Here is a 15,435-nt window from a genome sequence, read left to right as displayed (position 1 = left end):
TGGCTATGCTGCTGACAGCATGACGCTGGTCCATTTCTGAGGGATGCTCAATGTTTTACGTGCAACGCGATGCGCAAGGCCAATTGGTGCGCGTGGAAGCCGCGGCCTACGCCGAGGCCACGGAAACACTGCCGGCCGACAACCATGAAATCCAGGCCTGGTACGCCAACGAAGTGATGGAAACCAGCCTCAAACAGCTCAAGCAGAGCGACCTGGAAATGATCCGGGTACTCGACGACTTGATCCAGGTGCTGACCAGCAAAGGCGTGATCCGCGTCACCGACCTGCCGGCCGCCGCCCAAGCCAAGCTGATGGACCGAACCCAGGCCCGGGAAGCGTTGGGCGGGTTGAGTCATTTGATCGATGATGATGAGACAGGGTTGATCTAAGCGGTCAGGCTTGATCGTTCCCACGCTCTGCGTGGGAATGCCTCAAGGGACGCTCCGCGTTCCAGCCCCACCGCCGACATTGCGCCGGGCATTGTTGTGACGCAGAGCGTCACGGGCTGCATTCCCACGCAGAGCGCAGGAACGATCAGTGAGTTACTTCCAGGGCTTGGGCTCACCAAATAACTGCCCCTGAACCCCATACAATCCCATCTCGCGAATCACCGACAATTCCCCTTCGGTCTCGACCCGCTCGGCAATCAACGGCAGATCAATGCTGTGCGCCGCCCGCTGAATCGCCTCGATGAACAGACGCTTGTCACTCTCCTGATCAATCGCCCGAATGTAACTGCCATCAATCTTCAGATACGCCAACCCCAGCCGCGCCAGGTTGCCGATCATGCTGAACCGCCCGCCAAACCGCTGCAGACTCAGGGAGAAGCCGAGCTCGCGCAGACGCCGGGTCAATTGCTCCAGCACCGCCTGCTCGGGCAATTGTTCTTCACCGATTTCCAGGGTCAGGCGCTCACCCAGATTCGAGTGCTGACGCAAAATCTCGAAGACTTTGTTCAACGCCTGCGGATCTGCCAGCGTCGCCGAAGACAGGTTCAGCGCCAGCGACTCGTCATGCTCGGCCATCTGCCCCAGCACCAATTCCAACATCAGCCGGTCCAGCCGCGCCGTCCAGCCAAAGCGCTCCAGCCACGGCAGAAAACGCCCGGCGGGAATGGTCTGGCCCTGATCGTCGAGCAGCCGCGACAGCACTTTGTAATGCAGCACCAGCGTGGTGTCTTGCGACGCCACCACCGGCTGGAAATACAGCTCGAACCGCTGCTGATTCAACGCCCTATCGAGCAGTGTGTGCCACGCATGGTGATCATCGCCAACGCTGGCCGAGGCGCTGTGATCCAAGCACGCCCAGCTCGATTCGCCCTGGCCTTCGGCTTGCGCCAACGCCTGATCCGCCAAACCGAGCACCGCTTGCGGCGAGTCGCCATGAACGAACGGCGCCAGCCCGATGGACGCCACCGAAGCCACGTCGGTTGCGCCGGTCGCGTGCAAACTGGCCAGCGCGCTGTCGAGGTTCTGCGCCAGTTGCAGCGCTTCTTCGCGTACCAACCCCGGCGCCAGCACAGCGAATTCACCGCCGCGAATCCGCGTGACGAGGTTCTGGGTTTCCGGGTACTTGGCGCACTCGCGGGACAACTGTTCACCCACTGCTTTCAACAACTCATCAGTGCGCTGACCGCCCAGCCGTTGGTTCAAACCGGCCAGGTCCTTGACCCGCAACAGCAGCAGATAACCGGAACTGGCCTGCTCCGGATTGCTCACACGGGCGTTCAATTGCATTTCGAAATAGCGCCGGTTGGCCAGGCCCGTGAGGTTGTCCTGATAGGACTCGACCCGCAGTTTTTCACTGCGCTCGGCCTGCTCCTGGAACAGCGCCTTGAGCTTCTCGACCATCTGGTTCATCGCCTGCACCACCCGGCGCAGTTCCGGGGTACGCGGCAGTTCCGGCAGGCTGAGGAATTCGCGGCGGGCGATGGCGTGGGATTGCTTGACCATGTAGTCCAGCGGCTTCAATTGCCGACGCAACAGCAGCGCACCCAACACCGCACTCACTGCGCCGCAGATCAGTAACCAGCCGAGGCTACCCAGCGCGCTCTGCCACAGCTTGGCCAGGGCGAACATCGGGTGGCTGACCACCTCGACCCGCGCAGCCTGCTCCCAACCTCGGCTGACCAGTGCATCGCCACCGGCCGCTTCCAGGCCGATCATTTTGACGAACCAGTCCGGCACGTTGTTCACCGCCGGGATGCCGCTGCGCTCGACGATGGTCTGGTCAGTCTTGAGGTCGACCACGCGGATGCTTGCGTAGTAGCCGCTGTCGAAAATCGAGCTGACCAGCAACTCGACCATCGCCGGGTCGTCGATGTTCGGTGTCAGGGACAATGCGAGTGCCGTGGCGGCGTCCTGGGCGTGGGAGCGCAACTGGTTGACGTACTGCGTGCGCGAGCTCTCCAGGCTGACCATGAAGCTGCCGGTGAAGGCGACCACAAGGAACAGGCAGATAGCGATCAACAGCTGTTTGAACAAAGACATCTGAGCGCGTGCTCCTAGTTAGTCGTCTCGACCGGGAATCCTTCGGCCTGCATTTTTTTCAACACATCCTGCCAACGGGACAGGCGCTTGGTGTCACCGACTTTTTTGTTGCCCTTGGCATCGGGCAGGTATAAGCCTTCGGCATTGAAAGAGTAGACCGGCAGCAAATCGGTTCGTTGGCTGGCCGGTTTGATCTCGTTGATCAAACTGTCGAGCACCAGCGGCATGGCCTCAGGCGTCGAATAGTAGGTCAATACCATATGCGCCCGGTTCAGGCGCAACGCCTTGACGTAGGTGATGCGCAGCTTGTCACTGGAAACCCCGAGATGGCGCAGGCTGAAGTACTTGGCGATGGCGTAGTCTTCGCAATCGCCGGCACCTTTCCACAAGGCTTCGATCGGAGTTTCCCAGTAATCGACTTCGTGCCACAGGTCGATGTCTTCTTCGTAGCGCATCTGTTTGTTGAAGAACTGGTTCACCACGTTGAGCTTTTCCATCTCGCCGACCTGTTTCTGGGTGGCCAGCAAACGCTGCCAGGCATCGATGCGTTGCTGCCCCTCACCCAGCGGCCCATAAATGGTCTGTGCGCGACGGCTGATCAGGGAAAAATCCCAGTCGGCATGCAACCCGCCCAGCATGACGCCGGCCAGCAGCAGCGCGCAGCACAGCCAGCGCATCATCCGAGGGATTGCGAAACGTACCGCCAATGCAGGGCATCCAGGGTAGGCAGGTGGGAATCGGTTGATGGTGAAGGTTAGCCCGATAAAAGACAATGGCACGGTGCAATCACTCGAGGCACGCTAAACTTTGTATGGCGGGTGTCATGAAAAAGGAGGTCCGGATCTCGGGCCATTCCTCTACACGGTTTGACATCTTGTACAGCAGTCACTAGTGTCCATTTGGATCCAATAACAACTTCAGTCATTCAGGGTGCGTAGTAGTGACACAGAAGCCCAATCCTCTTAGCAGCATCAAGGTCAACGGCCCGATCCCCGCTCATCTGGCGCGCTCGGTGATCGAAGAAACTCTGCGCTCGGCGATTCTCGACGGGCGCATCCCTTGCGGCACGGCCCTGCGTCAGCAAGACCTGGCTGACCTGTTCGGCGTCAGCCGCATGCCGGTGCGCGAAGCGTTGCGCCAGCTCGAAGCGCAAGCGTTGCTCAATGTGGTCGCCCACAAAGGTGCCGTGGTCGCCGCGCTGGTTCAGGGCGATGCAGCAGAAACCTATGAGTTGCGGATCCTGCTGGAATCCGAAGCATTGCGCCGCTCGATTCCCTTGCTTGAAGCCGGCGATTTCGAACTGGCTGCCCGCTATATCGACGAATTGGAAACCGAGCACAACTACACCGAGATCGGCCGGCTCAATCGGCAGTTTCACATGACGCTTTACAGCAAGGCACCCAATCGCCGGCTATTGCGGCTGGTGGAAGACGGATTGAACGAAGAAGAACGCTTCCTGCGCTTCAACCTGGAGGCGATGGGCCTGGGCAAGCTGTCCCAGGAAGATCACCGAAACTTGCTGCGAGCCGTTGAAGAGCGGGACATCGAACGTTCGATAAAAATGCTGGAGCATCACCTCAACCGCGGTGTCGAGGTCATCACGCGCTACCTCGACAGTCCTGCCGCCCAGAAAAAAACCTCGAAGTAGAACGCTACCGCACGCACGGGCGAGCCATTGCGCTCGCCTTGTCTGGCTGATTCCCGTCCTGGGTTACTCGGCGAATAACTTTCTTACAAATCCCCCATTCGCTCATACCGGGTCGGTATGGCGATGCCGTTCCTGTCAGTCCTGAGCCCTGCCTTCAACGTCCCCCAGCAGCCCGATAATTGCAGCCAACGAATGACGCACCAACGATAGCGGCTGCCGTCATTTACGCTCACTCTTGGGCCTGCCAACCCAACAATGACGGATGACGCGCCGCAGCCACGGCGCAGTCAACGCACCAAGAACCTACGGAAGGAGTCTTGCCACGGGAAAGGAAGTCAACGGCGTATTCCCGGCCAACTTCCATCCCCTCAGATCACACCAACGATTGCAGTTTGAAAGTTGCTCTGAGTGAGGCATTCACTCTCTTATTCGATTCTGACTTATATAAGCCGGAAGGAGTAACTTCATCCAAATAAAACTCAAACCAAAAGTTTTATTGAAACTTTTCGCGCCTGCAAAAGTTTAACTTTCAAATAATATAAAAATAACTTGCCGGGAACTTTATTGATGTATTAGTTTTTCTCCGCCGCCATTGGATCCAGGCGCAACCCTTGATCCACAAGGCCTACAAAGACTGTTTCATTACTCAAACATATCAATTCGATTGAGGCCTGCGCTCGCCAACATAAAACATTAACCCCCTATCGCTTATTGATTGCGCCACCCATTGGTATTCCAATTCACTTATAGGCTCGCCCATGAAACCGACTAAAGACCGTCTCAATCAAAAGAAAGCAGAACTTAGCGCTCACCCTATCTTTGGCGAAATACATTCGCTGTCGATCTTGCAGCGTTTTATGGAAACCCATGTATTTGCGGTCTGGGATTTCATGTCGCTGACCAAGCGCCTGCAGCAGGAACTCACCTGCGTGCAATTGCCCTGGCTGCCGCCGCGAGACCCGCAGGCAGCGCGGCTGATCAACGAGATTGTGCTCGGCGAAGAGTCCGATGACCGTCCCGCCAGTGGTCACTACAGCCATTTCGAGTTGTACCTGGATGCGATGCGTGAAGTCGGTGCAAGTACTGCGGCGGTGGAACGCTTCGTCGCGTTGCAGAAAGAAGGCGTGAGCTACGACGTGGCGCTGCAAAGCGTGGACGTCGACCCCGCTGCTGCGCAGTTTGTGCGCAACACTTTGCACACCGCGCTGCATGCACCGGGTCATAGCGTTGCTGCGGTGTTCCTGCATGGCCGGGAAAGCGTGATCCCGCAGATGTTCCAGCGAATCCTCGACGACTGGGGCATTGGCCTCGATCAAGCCCCGACCTTCCGTTACTACCTGGAGCGACACATCGAAGTCGACTCCGAAGACCATGGCCCGGCCGCAGAAAGACTGCTCGCCCGACTGGTCGATGGCGATCCGCAGCGCGAAGAAGACGTCTACGCCAGCGCCATCGCCGCCGTGGAAAGCCGCATCGCCCTGTGGGATGGCTTGCGCCTGAGCATGAGCGAACCGGTTGCGCAGGTGACAGCATGAACGCCGCTGACTACCAATCTTTTGCCGACGCCTGGGAAAGCCGCGCGACCATCCGCACCCGGCCCCGGCGCGTACTGGAGAACGACGATAAGCTGATCTATCCGTTGAGCCGCCAACCCCTGGTGCTGAGCGAAACTTTCCTGCGCGAGTGCCCGGACCAACGGGACTTTGCCCTGGTGCAGACGCTCTACAAGTTCATCAACGACGTGGTGATTTTCGAAACCGAGATAGTCGACAAAACCGCTCGCAGCATCGCCAAGAACCGCTTCGCCGTGGCTTTCCCATTCGCCTGCCGCTACGACGCCATGACCGTGGTGGTGGACGAGGACTACCACGCGTTGGTGGCGATGGATTTCATGCAGCAGACCGTAGCGATGACCGGCATCACACCCATCGAACTGCCGGATGAAATCGAGCTGAGCCGAGCGATTCCAGCCGCCGTGGCCCTGGCACCGGAACACCTGCGCAGCGCCGTGGAATTGATCTGTGTGGCCATCGCCGAGAACACCGTGACCGGTGATGTGGCTGCGTTTGCCAAGGACGACACGGTCAAGCAGTCGATCAAGGGACTGATGGCCGACCACTTGCTGGACGAGGGTCGTCATTCGAGTTTTTGGGCGCGTCTGGTGCGCATCTACTGGCACACCGCGAGCGAAGCCGACCGCCAGTGCATCGCGCAGATCCTGCCGGTGTTCATCGGCCACTACTTGACCAATGACATTCAGAAGTCCTTCGACTTTCGCCTGATCGAGTCCTTGCAGATCAGTGACGCCGCGCGCCGGGCACTCAAGAGCGAAGTCTCGGGGCTGGCCTTCCCGATCAATCGCCATCACCCGCTGGTCGCCAACATCGTGCGGTTTTTCCGCAGCAGTTCGCTGCTCGATTCGCCGTGCGTTCAGCAAGCCCTGAGCGACTACCTGGTTTAACGAGGAGAACATCATGAGACGTCTCGACATTGCGCTTACAGGGCAGAGCCAGGCCTTGACCGACCTGGCACTGGAGCTCGAACAACATGGACATTCACTGGTGCGCCTGACGGTGGTCGGCGAGCCGGGGTTGGGCAACGTCGATTTGGTGATCGACGATGCAAGCCTGGTTTTTCCCGACTTCGGTGATGTGCCGCGATTGACGTTGCAGTTAGGTGTTGGCGGGGCTGCCAGCCTGCCAACTCTGGACCTGCTGTGCACGTATGGTTCGGCGCTGTTCACCCGTGTGCCGATTGCCGACGAACCTTCCGGTAATGGCCAGGCGTTGCGCCTGCGAGCGGTGGCAGAACTGGTGGATCACGTGGCACTGCTGGTCAGCCGCTTTTCCCGAGACGCCGAGTATTTTTCAGGCGCTGATTCGACGGCGCCTGTTCATTTTGAGCGCGTGGAAAATCTGCTGTTTCTGGAAAGTCTGGCCTTCGTCCATCAGCTCAATCTCACGGCGCATCCCGGGCTGCTGCGACTGGGTCGGACCCCGATGATCGAGCGGCTTGAACAGCGCTTTATCCAATGCGCCGCACGACCTGCGCTGAACATCGCCGGCACCTCGCTTAACTATCGTCAGTTGCATGCCCACAGCCGTGCAATCCAGCAGCGTCTGCAGCCGTTGCTCGATCAGCATCAAGGCTCGTTGGTGGTGGGTATTTGCCTGCCGAAATGCAGCGCGTTGTATGCGGGGATTCTGGCGATTCTCGGCAGCGGTGGGGTGTATTTGCCGCTGGAGCCAAGCCACCCTCTGCAACGTCAGCAATACATCCTGGAGAACGCCGGGGCAGTGTTGTTGCTGCACGATGGCGCGCATCCACTGGCGCGTCAGGTGCCGGGGCTGGATATCAGCCGCATCGACATCGATGATGTGGATCTCGATCAACCGTTGATGCGTCAGCGCCCCGTGCTCGACGCGCCGTGCATGGCGCTCTACACCTCGGGCACCACCGGGCACCCGAAAGGTGTGTTGCTCAGCCAGGCCAATCTCGCGCACTTCACCGCGTGGTACGCCGACTATGTGCAGTTGACCGAGCAGAGTCGGGTGTTGCAGTTTTCGTCGCTGAGTTTTGACTCATCGCTGATCGATATTTTCCCGACGCTGCTGCAGGGCGCCGAGCTGATCGTGCCCAGCGATGATCAACGCCGTGATCCGTTGCAACTGGTCGAACTGATCCGTCATCAGCAACTGAGCCATGCCTTCCTGCCGCCGGCGCTGTTGAGCATTTTGCCGCTGGATCAGTTGCAGGTGCTGGATCACGTGATGACTGGCGGCGACGTCTGCGAACCCTACGTCATCGAGCAACTGACCCGGCAGGGCAACCTCTACAACCTCTACGGCCCGACCGAAGCCACGGTGCTGATCACCGCGCGACAACTGCGGCCCGGCGACAACAACCGCACCCTCGGTGGCCCGATTGCCAACAGCCAGGTGCTGATTCTCGATGAAGACTTTCAACCGGTCGCCGAGCAGACCGTCGGTGAGTTGTACATCGTCGGCCCGGGTGTGTGCCTGGGTTACCTGAACAATGCGCAACAGACCGCCGAACGTTATCTGGACCTGAGCCTGCCGAACGGTGAAAGCCTGCGCGCCTACCGCACCGGCGATATGGCGAAGTGGACCGGCGACGGTATCGAGCTGTGCGGACGGCGGGACAATCAGGTGAAGATTCGCGGCTTCCGGGTCGAGCCGGAAGAGATCGAACGTTGCCTGCGCGACAGTCAGTTGTACCGGCAGGTGGCGGTGGTTATCGACAGCCATCGACGGATTCTGGCGTTCCTCGCCCAACCTCAGGAAGACCAACCGGGTGCCGCGCGCGAAGCGCTGAAGGCCCACGCCGTGCAGTTCCTGCCGGACTATATGCAACCCGGCGCCTGGACCGAGCTGGCGAGCATGCCGTTCGCCAGCAACGGCAAGGTTGATCGCAAGGCGCTGTTGGCATTGCCGGTGACTGTGTTGGAGAACAGTGCTCGTCGGTTGCCGGCCAGTGCTGATGAAGCGTTGCTGCTGGAGATCTGGGCTGAGTTGCTGGAGCTGCCGGCCAGTGACATTTCCACCGACGAAAGCTTTTTCAATCTGGGCGGCCACTCGATCTTGCTGTCGCGGATGTTGCTGCGGCTGCGTGAGGAATTTGGTCGCAGCATTTCGATCAACCGCTTTATCGAGTTGCCGACCATCGCCAAGTTGGCGACGTTGGTCCGCGGCTCGGGCACCGAAGAAGTGCTGAGCGAACAGGCGATGGCCGATGCCTTCCGCGAGCTGGATATCCAGCCGTTACCGATCAGCCGTATGGGCGATGTGCACAAGGTGATCGTCACCGGCGCCAATAGCTTTGTCGGCGTGCACATCGTCGAGGCGTTGCTGGCCTGGGGCGCCACTGAAGTCGCCTGCCTGGTGCGCGATGGCGGTGGGCAATCGGCGGCGGAGCGCTTCGCCCAGGCGTTGCTCGAGAACCGACTGGAGCATCTGGACCTACATCGGGTGCGGGTCTACGCGGCGGACATCACTCGTCCGTTGCTGGGGCTTGCGGAGGACGTCTACGAGCGACTGGATCGGGAGTTCGGCGCACTGGTGCACAACGCGGCTAACGTCAATCACGTGCTCGACTACGAGTCGCTGGCGCGAGACAACGTCGAGCCTATTTTCGAATGCCTGCGCCTGTGTGAAGGGCGCAGCAAGAAGATCTTCAACTTCGTCTCCACGCTCTCGGCGTCCAGCACGATTTCTGACGATGGTCGGGTGCTGGAGTTGCCTGCCGCACAGACGCCGCCGATCTACATCAAGAACGGCTACAACCTGTCCAAGTGGGTCGGTGAGCGGATTCTTGAACGGGCGCGGGAGCGCGGCGTGCGGGTCAATCTGTATCGCCCCGGCAACATCAGTTTCAACAGCCTCACCGGCGTCTGCCAGCCGCACAAGAATCGCTTGATGCTGATGCTCAAAGGCTCGATTCAACTTGGCCAAGTGCCGGAGTTCTCGCTGAACTTCGACCTGATGCCGGTGGACTTCCTCGCCCGTTTCATCGCCTTCCATGCCAGTCGTTATCAGTCGGAACACGCGGTGTTCAACCTGCACAACCCCGAGCCGCTGAGCTGGGACGCTTACGTGGATTCGTTTCGCGAAGCCGGCCGGGAATTCTCGATGGTCAGCGTCGCCGACTGGCAGCAGCAACTGGGCCGGGTCGACAGCGATAACGCGCTGTTCGGCGTGCTGGGTTTCTACCTCAACGGCTTTGAAGAAGACATCGGCGATATCTCGATGATCGGCCACGACAACGCTCAGGCCGGCGTCCGGCAGATGGGCGCGCACTACCCGGAAAAATCCCCGGCGCTGCTGCGTCGCGGCTGCGACTACCTCAAAGAAATCAACTTCATCTGAAGCACCCAACTGGAGCAAGACCATGAAAACCCTGCAACCCGATACCCTGATCAAAAACCCTCACGGTTGCCACGTAGCATCTTCGGTGAATGTGCCGACGGACGCTTTGAAAGTCTGGGAGGTGGTCGGTAACTTTGCCGGCTTCGACGCCTTCATTCCGGCGCTGTCGCACATCGAAATGACCGGTGAAGGCGTGTCGTCCCTGCGCAAGAAAGTCTTCAAGGACGGCAACCTGGTGGTCGAGCAACTCAACTCCCGGGATGACCAGGCACTGAGCATGACCTGGACGACGATCTACAACACCTTGGGCGTGGCGAATCTGTGGGCGGCGATGAATGTGGAATCGCTGGGCGCGGGCAAGTCGCGGGCGACCTGGACCATCATCGCGGAACCGGCCCAGGGCGGCGCGGAGGCGTTGCCGGGGTTCAAGGACTTCGTGCAGGGGTTTGCCGATGATGCGATGAACAATGTGTTGAAGTTGTTTGCGTAAGGCATGAAAAAGCCCGCTGTGGAGGTGATCCACAGCGGGCTTTTTTACATCGTTAGATCAGATTTTGAAGCTGTCGACCAATTGCTTCAGGCGGTTGGCCTGCAACGACAAGGCATCGCAATCCTTCAAGGTTTCATTGAGGTTGGCCACGCTTTGCTGGTTCAGCAAGTTGATCTGGTTAACGTCGACGTTGAGGGTTTCCACTACTGCGGTTTGCTCTTCGGTCGCCGCGGCCACCGATTGGTTCATGCCGTCGATTTCACCGATGCGCTGGGTCACGCTGACCAGGCGCAGACCGGCCTGGTTCGCCACTTCAACGCTCTCTTCACTGGAGACCTGGCTGGCGTTCATGGTGGTCACCGCTTCACGAGAACCGATCTGCAGCGAGGTGATCATCTTGTGGATCTCCTCGGCCGATTCCTGGGTGCGATGGGCGAGGTTACGCACCTCGTCCGCCACGACCGCAAAACCACGACCGGCTTCACCGGCACGGGCCGCTTCGATGGCCGCGTTCAGGGCCAGCAGGTTGGTCTGCTGAGAGATGCCTTTGATCACATCCAGAATGTGCCCGATGTTGTCGGTGCTGGCATTCAGGGTTTCGATCTGGGTGCAGGACAGGCTGATTTTCTGCGACAGCTCGGTCATGGCCAGGATGGTTTTCTCCACCACCTGACGACCGTCGTCGGCCTGCTCGCTCGCGCCGCTGGCGTGCTGCGAAGCATCGGCGGCGTTACGGGCGATTTCCTGGGTCGCGGCACCGAGTTCGTTGATCGCGGCAGCCACACTGTTGGTGCGGGCGCTTTGCTCGTCGGAACCGATGATCGAGGCGTTGGACGATGCCATCACCCGTTGCGACAAGTCATGGACCTGACGGGTCGCCGAGGACACTTCAGAAATCGACGCGTGAATCCGCTCTACGAACTGGTTGAAAGCACCGCCCAGTTCACCGAATTCGTCTTTGCTTTCCACGGCTAGACGACGGGTCAAGTCACCTTCACCCTGGGCGATGTCTTTCATCGCACGGCCCATGGTGGTCAGAGGGCGCATCAGCACGTTGATCAGCAGGCTCAGCAGCACTGCAATGGCGCTCACGGCGATAAACATCGCAATCAGTGCCGAGGTACGGAATTGGCTCAACGGAGCGTAGGCCTTGTCCTTATCGATCGACAGACCGATGTACCACTCGGCATTTGGCAAGCCACTTACCGGGGTGAACGAGAGAATGCGGTCTTGCTTGTTCAGGGTGACTTCCTGATTACCCTTCTCGATGCGCACACCAGTGTTTGGGTAGATATCTTTCAGATTCTTCATCACCTGATCTTTGTCCGGGCTGACGATCACCTGACCGTCGGCACTGACCAGGAACGCGTGACCGATCCCGCCGAAGTCCACCGAGTTGATGATCTTCACCAGGGTTTCCAGGCTCAGGTCACCGCCGACAACGCCGAGCAGTTCACCGTTCTTTTTCACCGGCATGGCGATGGTGACAACCAGGCCACCGACCGCAGCCATGTAAGGCGGGGTCAGCATGGTCTTGTCGGCAGCGACAGCTTGTTTGTACCAGGGGCGCTGACGTGGATCGTAACCATCCGGCATCTTCGCGTCAGGGCGCTGGGTGAACACACCATTGGCCTGGCCGACGTAAGTGAACTGGAAGTTCGAGGTGAAGGCAGGTTGATCCACCAGCCCTGGCAGATCGGCACTCGCCCCCTGGTGAGCGACGTTCTGCGCCAGGTTTTCCAACACCAGCACGCGTCCACTCATCCAGTTTTGTACGCTGCTGGCGGTCAAATCGCCCGCTTGCTGCACGGAGGATTCGAGATTCTGCCGGATGGTGTTTCGCTGCAAATAGTCGTTGTACAAAGTGAACAACGCGAAAGCCAGCACCACGACGCCTGAAGCGGCCAGCAGGATTTTATGGCTGAACTTGAGATTCATTTCATGGGACTTCTTATGCAAAAAGTGGGGATGCGTTCCGGATTGCAACATTCCATGTAACAGCGCAGGCGGCTTTCTGAGGCCGCTCTACTTTGGTGCACGCATGTCTCACCAGTTTTTCGGCACGAGAAGGAGAAATCTTAGGGGTTTGTATGAAATGGCCGAAATTCAGGACTGATTCCCGCCGAACGGCGTGCTAGAGCGTCTGATTAACCAGATTTCTGTTGTTGTCGGGTCGCTTTATCACTGAAGCTTTTTGGTGTTCCAAAACGACAAAACCCCTGTCTGCGTTAGCAGACAGGGGTTTCGGAATTCAATCTTGACGATGACCTACTCTCACATGGGGAAACCCCACACTACCATCGGCGATGCATCGTTTCACTGCTGAGTTCGGGATGGGATCAGGTGGTTCCAATGCTCTATGGTCGTCAAGAAATTCTGTGACCAGCCCGTTACCGCAGTAACGTGCCAGCAAAAAATGGTGACTTCTACTAAAACAAAACCCCTACCTGCATACGCAGATAGGGGTTTCGGAATTTAATCTTGACGATGACCTACTCTCACATGGGGAAACCCCACACTACCATCGGCGATGCATCGTTTCACTGCTGAGTTCGGGATGGGATCAGGTGGTTCCAATGCTCTATGGTCGTCAAGAAATTCTGTGACCAGCCCGTTACCGCAGTAACGTGCCAGCAAAAAATGGTGACTTCTACTAAAACAAAACCCCTACCTGCATACGCAGATAGGGGTTTCGGAATTTAATCTTGACGATGACCTACTCTCACATGGGGAAACCCCACACTACCATCGGCGATGCATCGTTTCACTGCTGAGTTCGGGATGGGATCAGGTGGTTCCAATGCTCTATGGTCGTCAAGAAATTCGGTAGCCAGGTCGTTCACCTTTCGGTTTACGCTCCAGCGAATGGGTATGTGATAGATCTCGGTGCTTTGTGAGTATCTCGAACTTTCGGTTCATTGCGTCTTCACACACCGCAATCTGATGCTCTCTCGAGTAGTCAAATTGCTTGGGTGTTATATGGTCAAGCCTCACGGGCAATTAGTATTGGTTAGCTCAACGCCTCACAGCGCTTACACACCCAACCTATCAACGTCGTAGTCTTCGACGGCCCTTCAGGGGACTCAAGGTCCCAGTGAGATCTCATCTTGAGGCTAGTTTCCCGCTTAGATGCTTTCAGCGGTTATCTATTCCGAACATAGCTACCCGGCAATGCCACTGGCGTGACAACCGGAACACCAGAGGTTCGTCCACTCCGGTCCTCTCGTACTAGGAGCAGCCCCTCTCAAATCTCAAACGTCCACGGCAGATAGGGACCGAACTGTCTCACGACGTTCTAAACCCAGCTCGCGTACCACTTTAAATGGCGAACAGCCATACCCTTGGGACCGGCTTCAGCCCCAGGATGTGATGAGCCGACATCGAGGTGCCAAACACCGCCGTCGATATGAACTCTTGGGCGGTATCAGCCTGTTATCCCCGGAGTACCTTTTATCCGTTGAGCGATGGCCCTTCCATACAGAACCACCGGATCACTAAGACCTACTTTCGTACCTGCTCGACGTGTCTGTCTCGCAGTCAAGCGCGCTTTTGCCTTTATACTCTACGACCGATTTCCGACCGGTCTGAGCGCACCTTCGTACTCCTCCGTTACTCTTTAGGAGGAGACCGCCCCAGTCAAACTACCCACCATACACTGTCCTCGATCCGGATAACGGACCTGAGTTAGAACCTCAAAGTTGCCAGGGTGGTATTTCAAGGTTGGCTCCACGCGAACTGGCGTCCACGCTTCAAAGCCTCCCACCTATCCTACACAAGCAAATTCAAAGTCCAGTGCAAAGCTATAGTAAAGGTTCACGGGGTCTTTCCGTCTAGCCGCGGATACACTGCATCTTCACAGCGATTTCAATTTCACTGAGTCTCGGGTGGAGACAGCGCCGCCATCGTTACGCCATTCGTGCAGGTCGGAACTTACCCGACAAGGAATTTCGCTACCTTAGGACCGTTATAGTTACGGCCGCCGTTTACCGGGGCTTCGATCAAGAGCTTCGCGTTAGCTAACCCCATCAATTAACCTTCCGGCACCGGGCAGGCGTCACACCCTATACGTCCACTTTCGTGTTTGCAGAGTGCTGTGTTTTTAATAAACAGTCGCAGCGGCCTGGTATCTTCGACCGGCATGGGCTTACGCAGTAAATGCTTCACCCTCACCGGCGCACCTTCTCCCGAAGTTACGGTGCCATTTTGCCTAGTTCCTTCACCCGAGTTCTCTCAAGCGCCTTGGTATTCTCTACCCAACCACCTGTGTCGGTTTGGGGTACGGTTCCTGGTTACCTGAAGCTTAGAAGCTTTTCTTGGAAGCATGGCATCAACCACTTCGTGTTCTAAAAGAACACTCGTCATCAGCTCTCGGCCTTAGAATCCCGGATTTACCTAAGATTCCAGCCTACCACCTTAAACTTGGACAACCAACGCCAAGCTGGCCTAGCCTTCTCCGTCCCTCCATCGCAATAACCAGAAGTACAGGAATATTAACCTGTTTTCCATCGACTACGCTTTTCAGCCTCGCCTTAGGGACCGACTAACCCTGCGTCGATTAACGTTGCGCAGGAAACCTTGGTCTTTCGGCGTGGGTGTTTTTCACACCCATTGTCGTTACTCATGTCAGCATTCGCACTTCTGATACCTCCAGCAAGCTTCTCAACTCACCTTCACAGGCTTACAGAACGCTCCTCTACCGCATCACCTAAGTGATACCCGTAGCTTCGGTGTATGGTTTGAGCCCCGTTACATCTTCCGCGCAGGCCGACTCGACTAGTGAGCTATTACGCTTTCTTTAAAGGGTGGCTGCTTCTAAGCCAACCTCCTAGCTGTCTAAGCCTTCCCACATCGTTTCCCACTTAACCATAACTTTGGGACCTTAGCTGACGGTCTGGGTTGTTTCCCTTTTCACGACGGACGTTA

9 protein-coding genes and 4 rRNA genes (1 of these 13 cut by a window edge) are annotated in these 15,435 nt (G+C 57.7%); 6 read left to right on the top strand and 7 right to left on the bottom strand.

Annotated features, from left to right (window positions below; translation table 11 throughout):
* Nucleotides 1-50 precede the first annotated feature (50 nt).
* Nucleotides 51-389 carry a hypothetical protein gene (locus ACA071_RS00660; RefSeq protein WP_054050336.1) on the top strand — a complete coding sequence of 113 codons (339 nt, stop codon included), beginning with the start codon at nt 51-53 and terminating at the stop codon, nt 387-389.
* Nucleotides 390-542: 153 nt separating this feature from the next.
* On the opposite strand, the gene lapD is transcribed toward ACA071_RS00660, so the two are convergent.
* Both lapD and lapG read right to left on the bottom strand, forming a co-directional pair.
* On the bottom strand, nt 543-2,489 hold the full coding sequence (gene lapD, locus ACA071_RS00655; RefSeq protein ID WP_497642706.1) for a cyclic di-GMP receptor LapD: 1,947 nt from the start codon (nt 2,487-2,489) through the stop codon (nt 543-545).
* Nucleotides 2,490-2,503: 14 nt separating this feature from the next.
* Complete coding sequence (lapG, locus tag ACA071_RS00650) at nt 2,504-3,196, bottom strand: cysteine protease LapG (protein WP_497642705.1); 693 nt, start codon at nt 3,194-3,196, stop codon at nt 2,504-2,506.
* Nucleotides 3,197-3,429: 233 nt separating this feature from the next.
* Here lapG and ACA071_RS00645 point away from each other — a divergent pair, with 233 nt between their 5' ends.
* The 5 genes from ACA071_RS00645 to ACA071_RS00625 all read left to right on the top strand — a co-directional run bounded on the left by ACA071_RS00645 (nt 3,430) and on the right by ACA071_RS00625 (nt 10,512).
* Nucleotides 3,430-4,137, top strand: coding sequence for a GntR family transcriptional regulator (locus tag ACA071_RS00645; RefSeq protein ID WP_497642704.1), 708 nt, complete (start codon nt 3,430-3,432; stop codon nt 4,135-4,137).
* Nucleotides 4,138-4,895: 758 nt separating this feature from the next.
* Nucleotides 4,896-5,672, top strand: a complete 777-nt coding sequence (locus ACA071_RS00640; RefSeq protein WP_497642703.1) for a DUF3050 domain-containing protein — start codon at nt 4,896-4,898, stop codon at nt 5,670-5,672.
* Nucleotides 5,669-6,598 carry a diiron oxygenase gene (locus ACA071_RS00635; protein ID WP_497642702.1) on the top strand — a complete coding sequence of 310 codons (930 nt, stop codon included), beginning with the start codon at nt 5,669-5,671 and terminating at the stop codon, nt 6,596-6,598. Before ACA071_RS00640 ends, ACA071_RS00635 begins: the two co-directional genes overlap by 4 nt.
* 13 nt (nt 6,599-6,611) lie before the next feature.
* Entirely contained in the window at nt 6,612-10,022 is a 3,411-nt protein-coding gene (locus tag ACA071_RS00630; protein ID WP_497642701.1) for an amino acid adenylation domain-containing protein, read from the top strand.
* A gap of 22 nt (nt 10,023-10,044) precedes the next feature.
* Nucleotides 10,045-10,512 (top strand): SRPBCC family protein, encoded by a 468-nt coding sequence (locus ACA071_RS00625; RefSeq protein ID WP_497642699.1) that lies wholly within the window; start codon nt 10,045-10,047, stop codon nt 10,510-10,512.
* 57 nt (nt 10,513-10,569) lie between these two features.
* On the opposite strand, the gene ACA071_RS00620 is transcribed toward ACA071_RS00625, so the two are convergent.
* From ACA071_RS00620 to ACA071_RS00600, 5 genes are all read right to left on the bottom strand, one after another.
* Nucleotides 10,570-12,450, bottom strand: coding sequence for a methyl-accepting chemotaxis protein (locus tag ACA071_RS00620; RefSeq protein WP_497642698.1), 1,881 nt, complete (start codon nt 12,448-12,450; stop codon nt 10,570-10,572).
* Nucleotides 12,451-12,767: 317 nt separating this feature from the next.
* A 5S ribosomal RNA gene (rrf, locus tag ACA071_RS00615) occupies nt 12,768-12,883 on the bottom strand.
* A gap of 108 nt (nt 12,884-12,991) precedes the next feature.
* Nucleotides 12,992-13,107 (bottom strand): 5S ribosomal RNA (gene rrf, locus ACA071_RS00610).
* 108 nt (nt 13,108-13,215) lie between these two features.
* A 5S ribosomal RNA gene (gene rrf, locus ACA071_RS00605) occupies nt 13,216-13,331 on the bottom strand.
* Between the two features lie 160 nt (nt 13,332-13,491).
* A 23S ribosomal RNA gene (locus ACA071_RS00600) occupies nt 13,492-15,435 on the bottom strand; it runs 948 nt beyond the window's last position.

It is taken from the genome of Pseudomonas sp. LBUM1646 (assembly GCF_059716165.1).
This window is presented reverse-complemented; position numbering and strand designations above follow the sequence as displayed.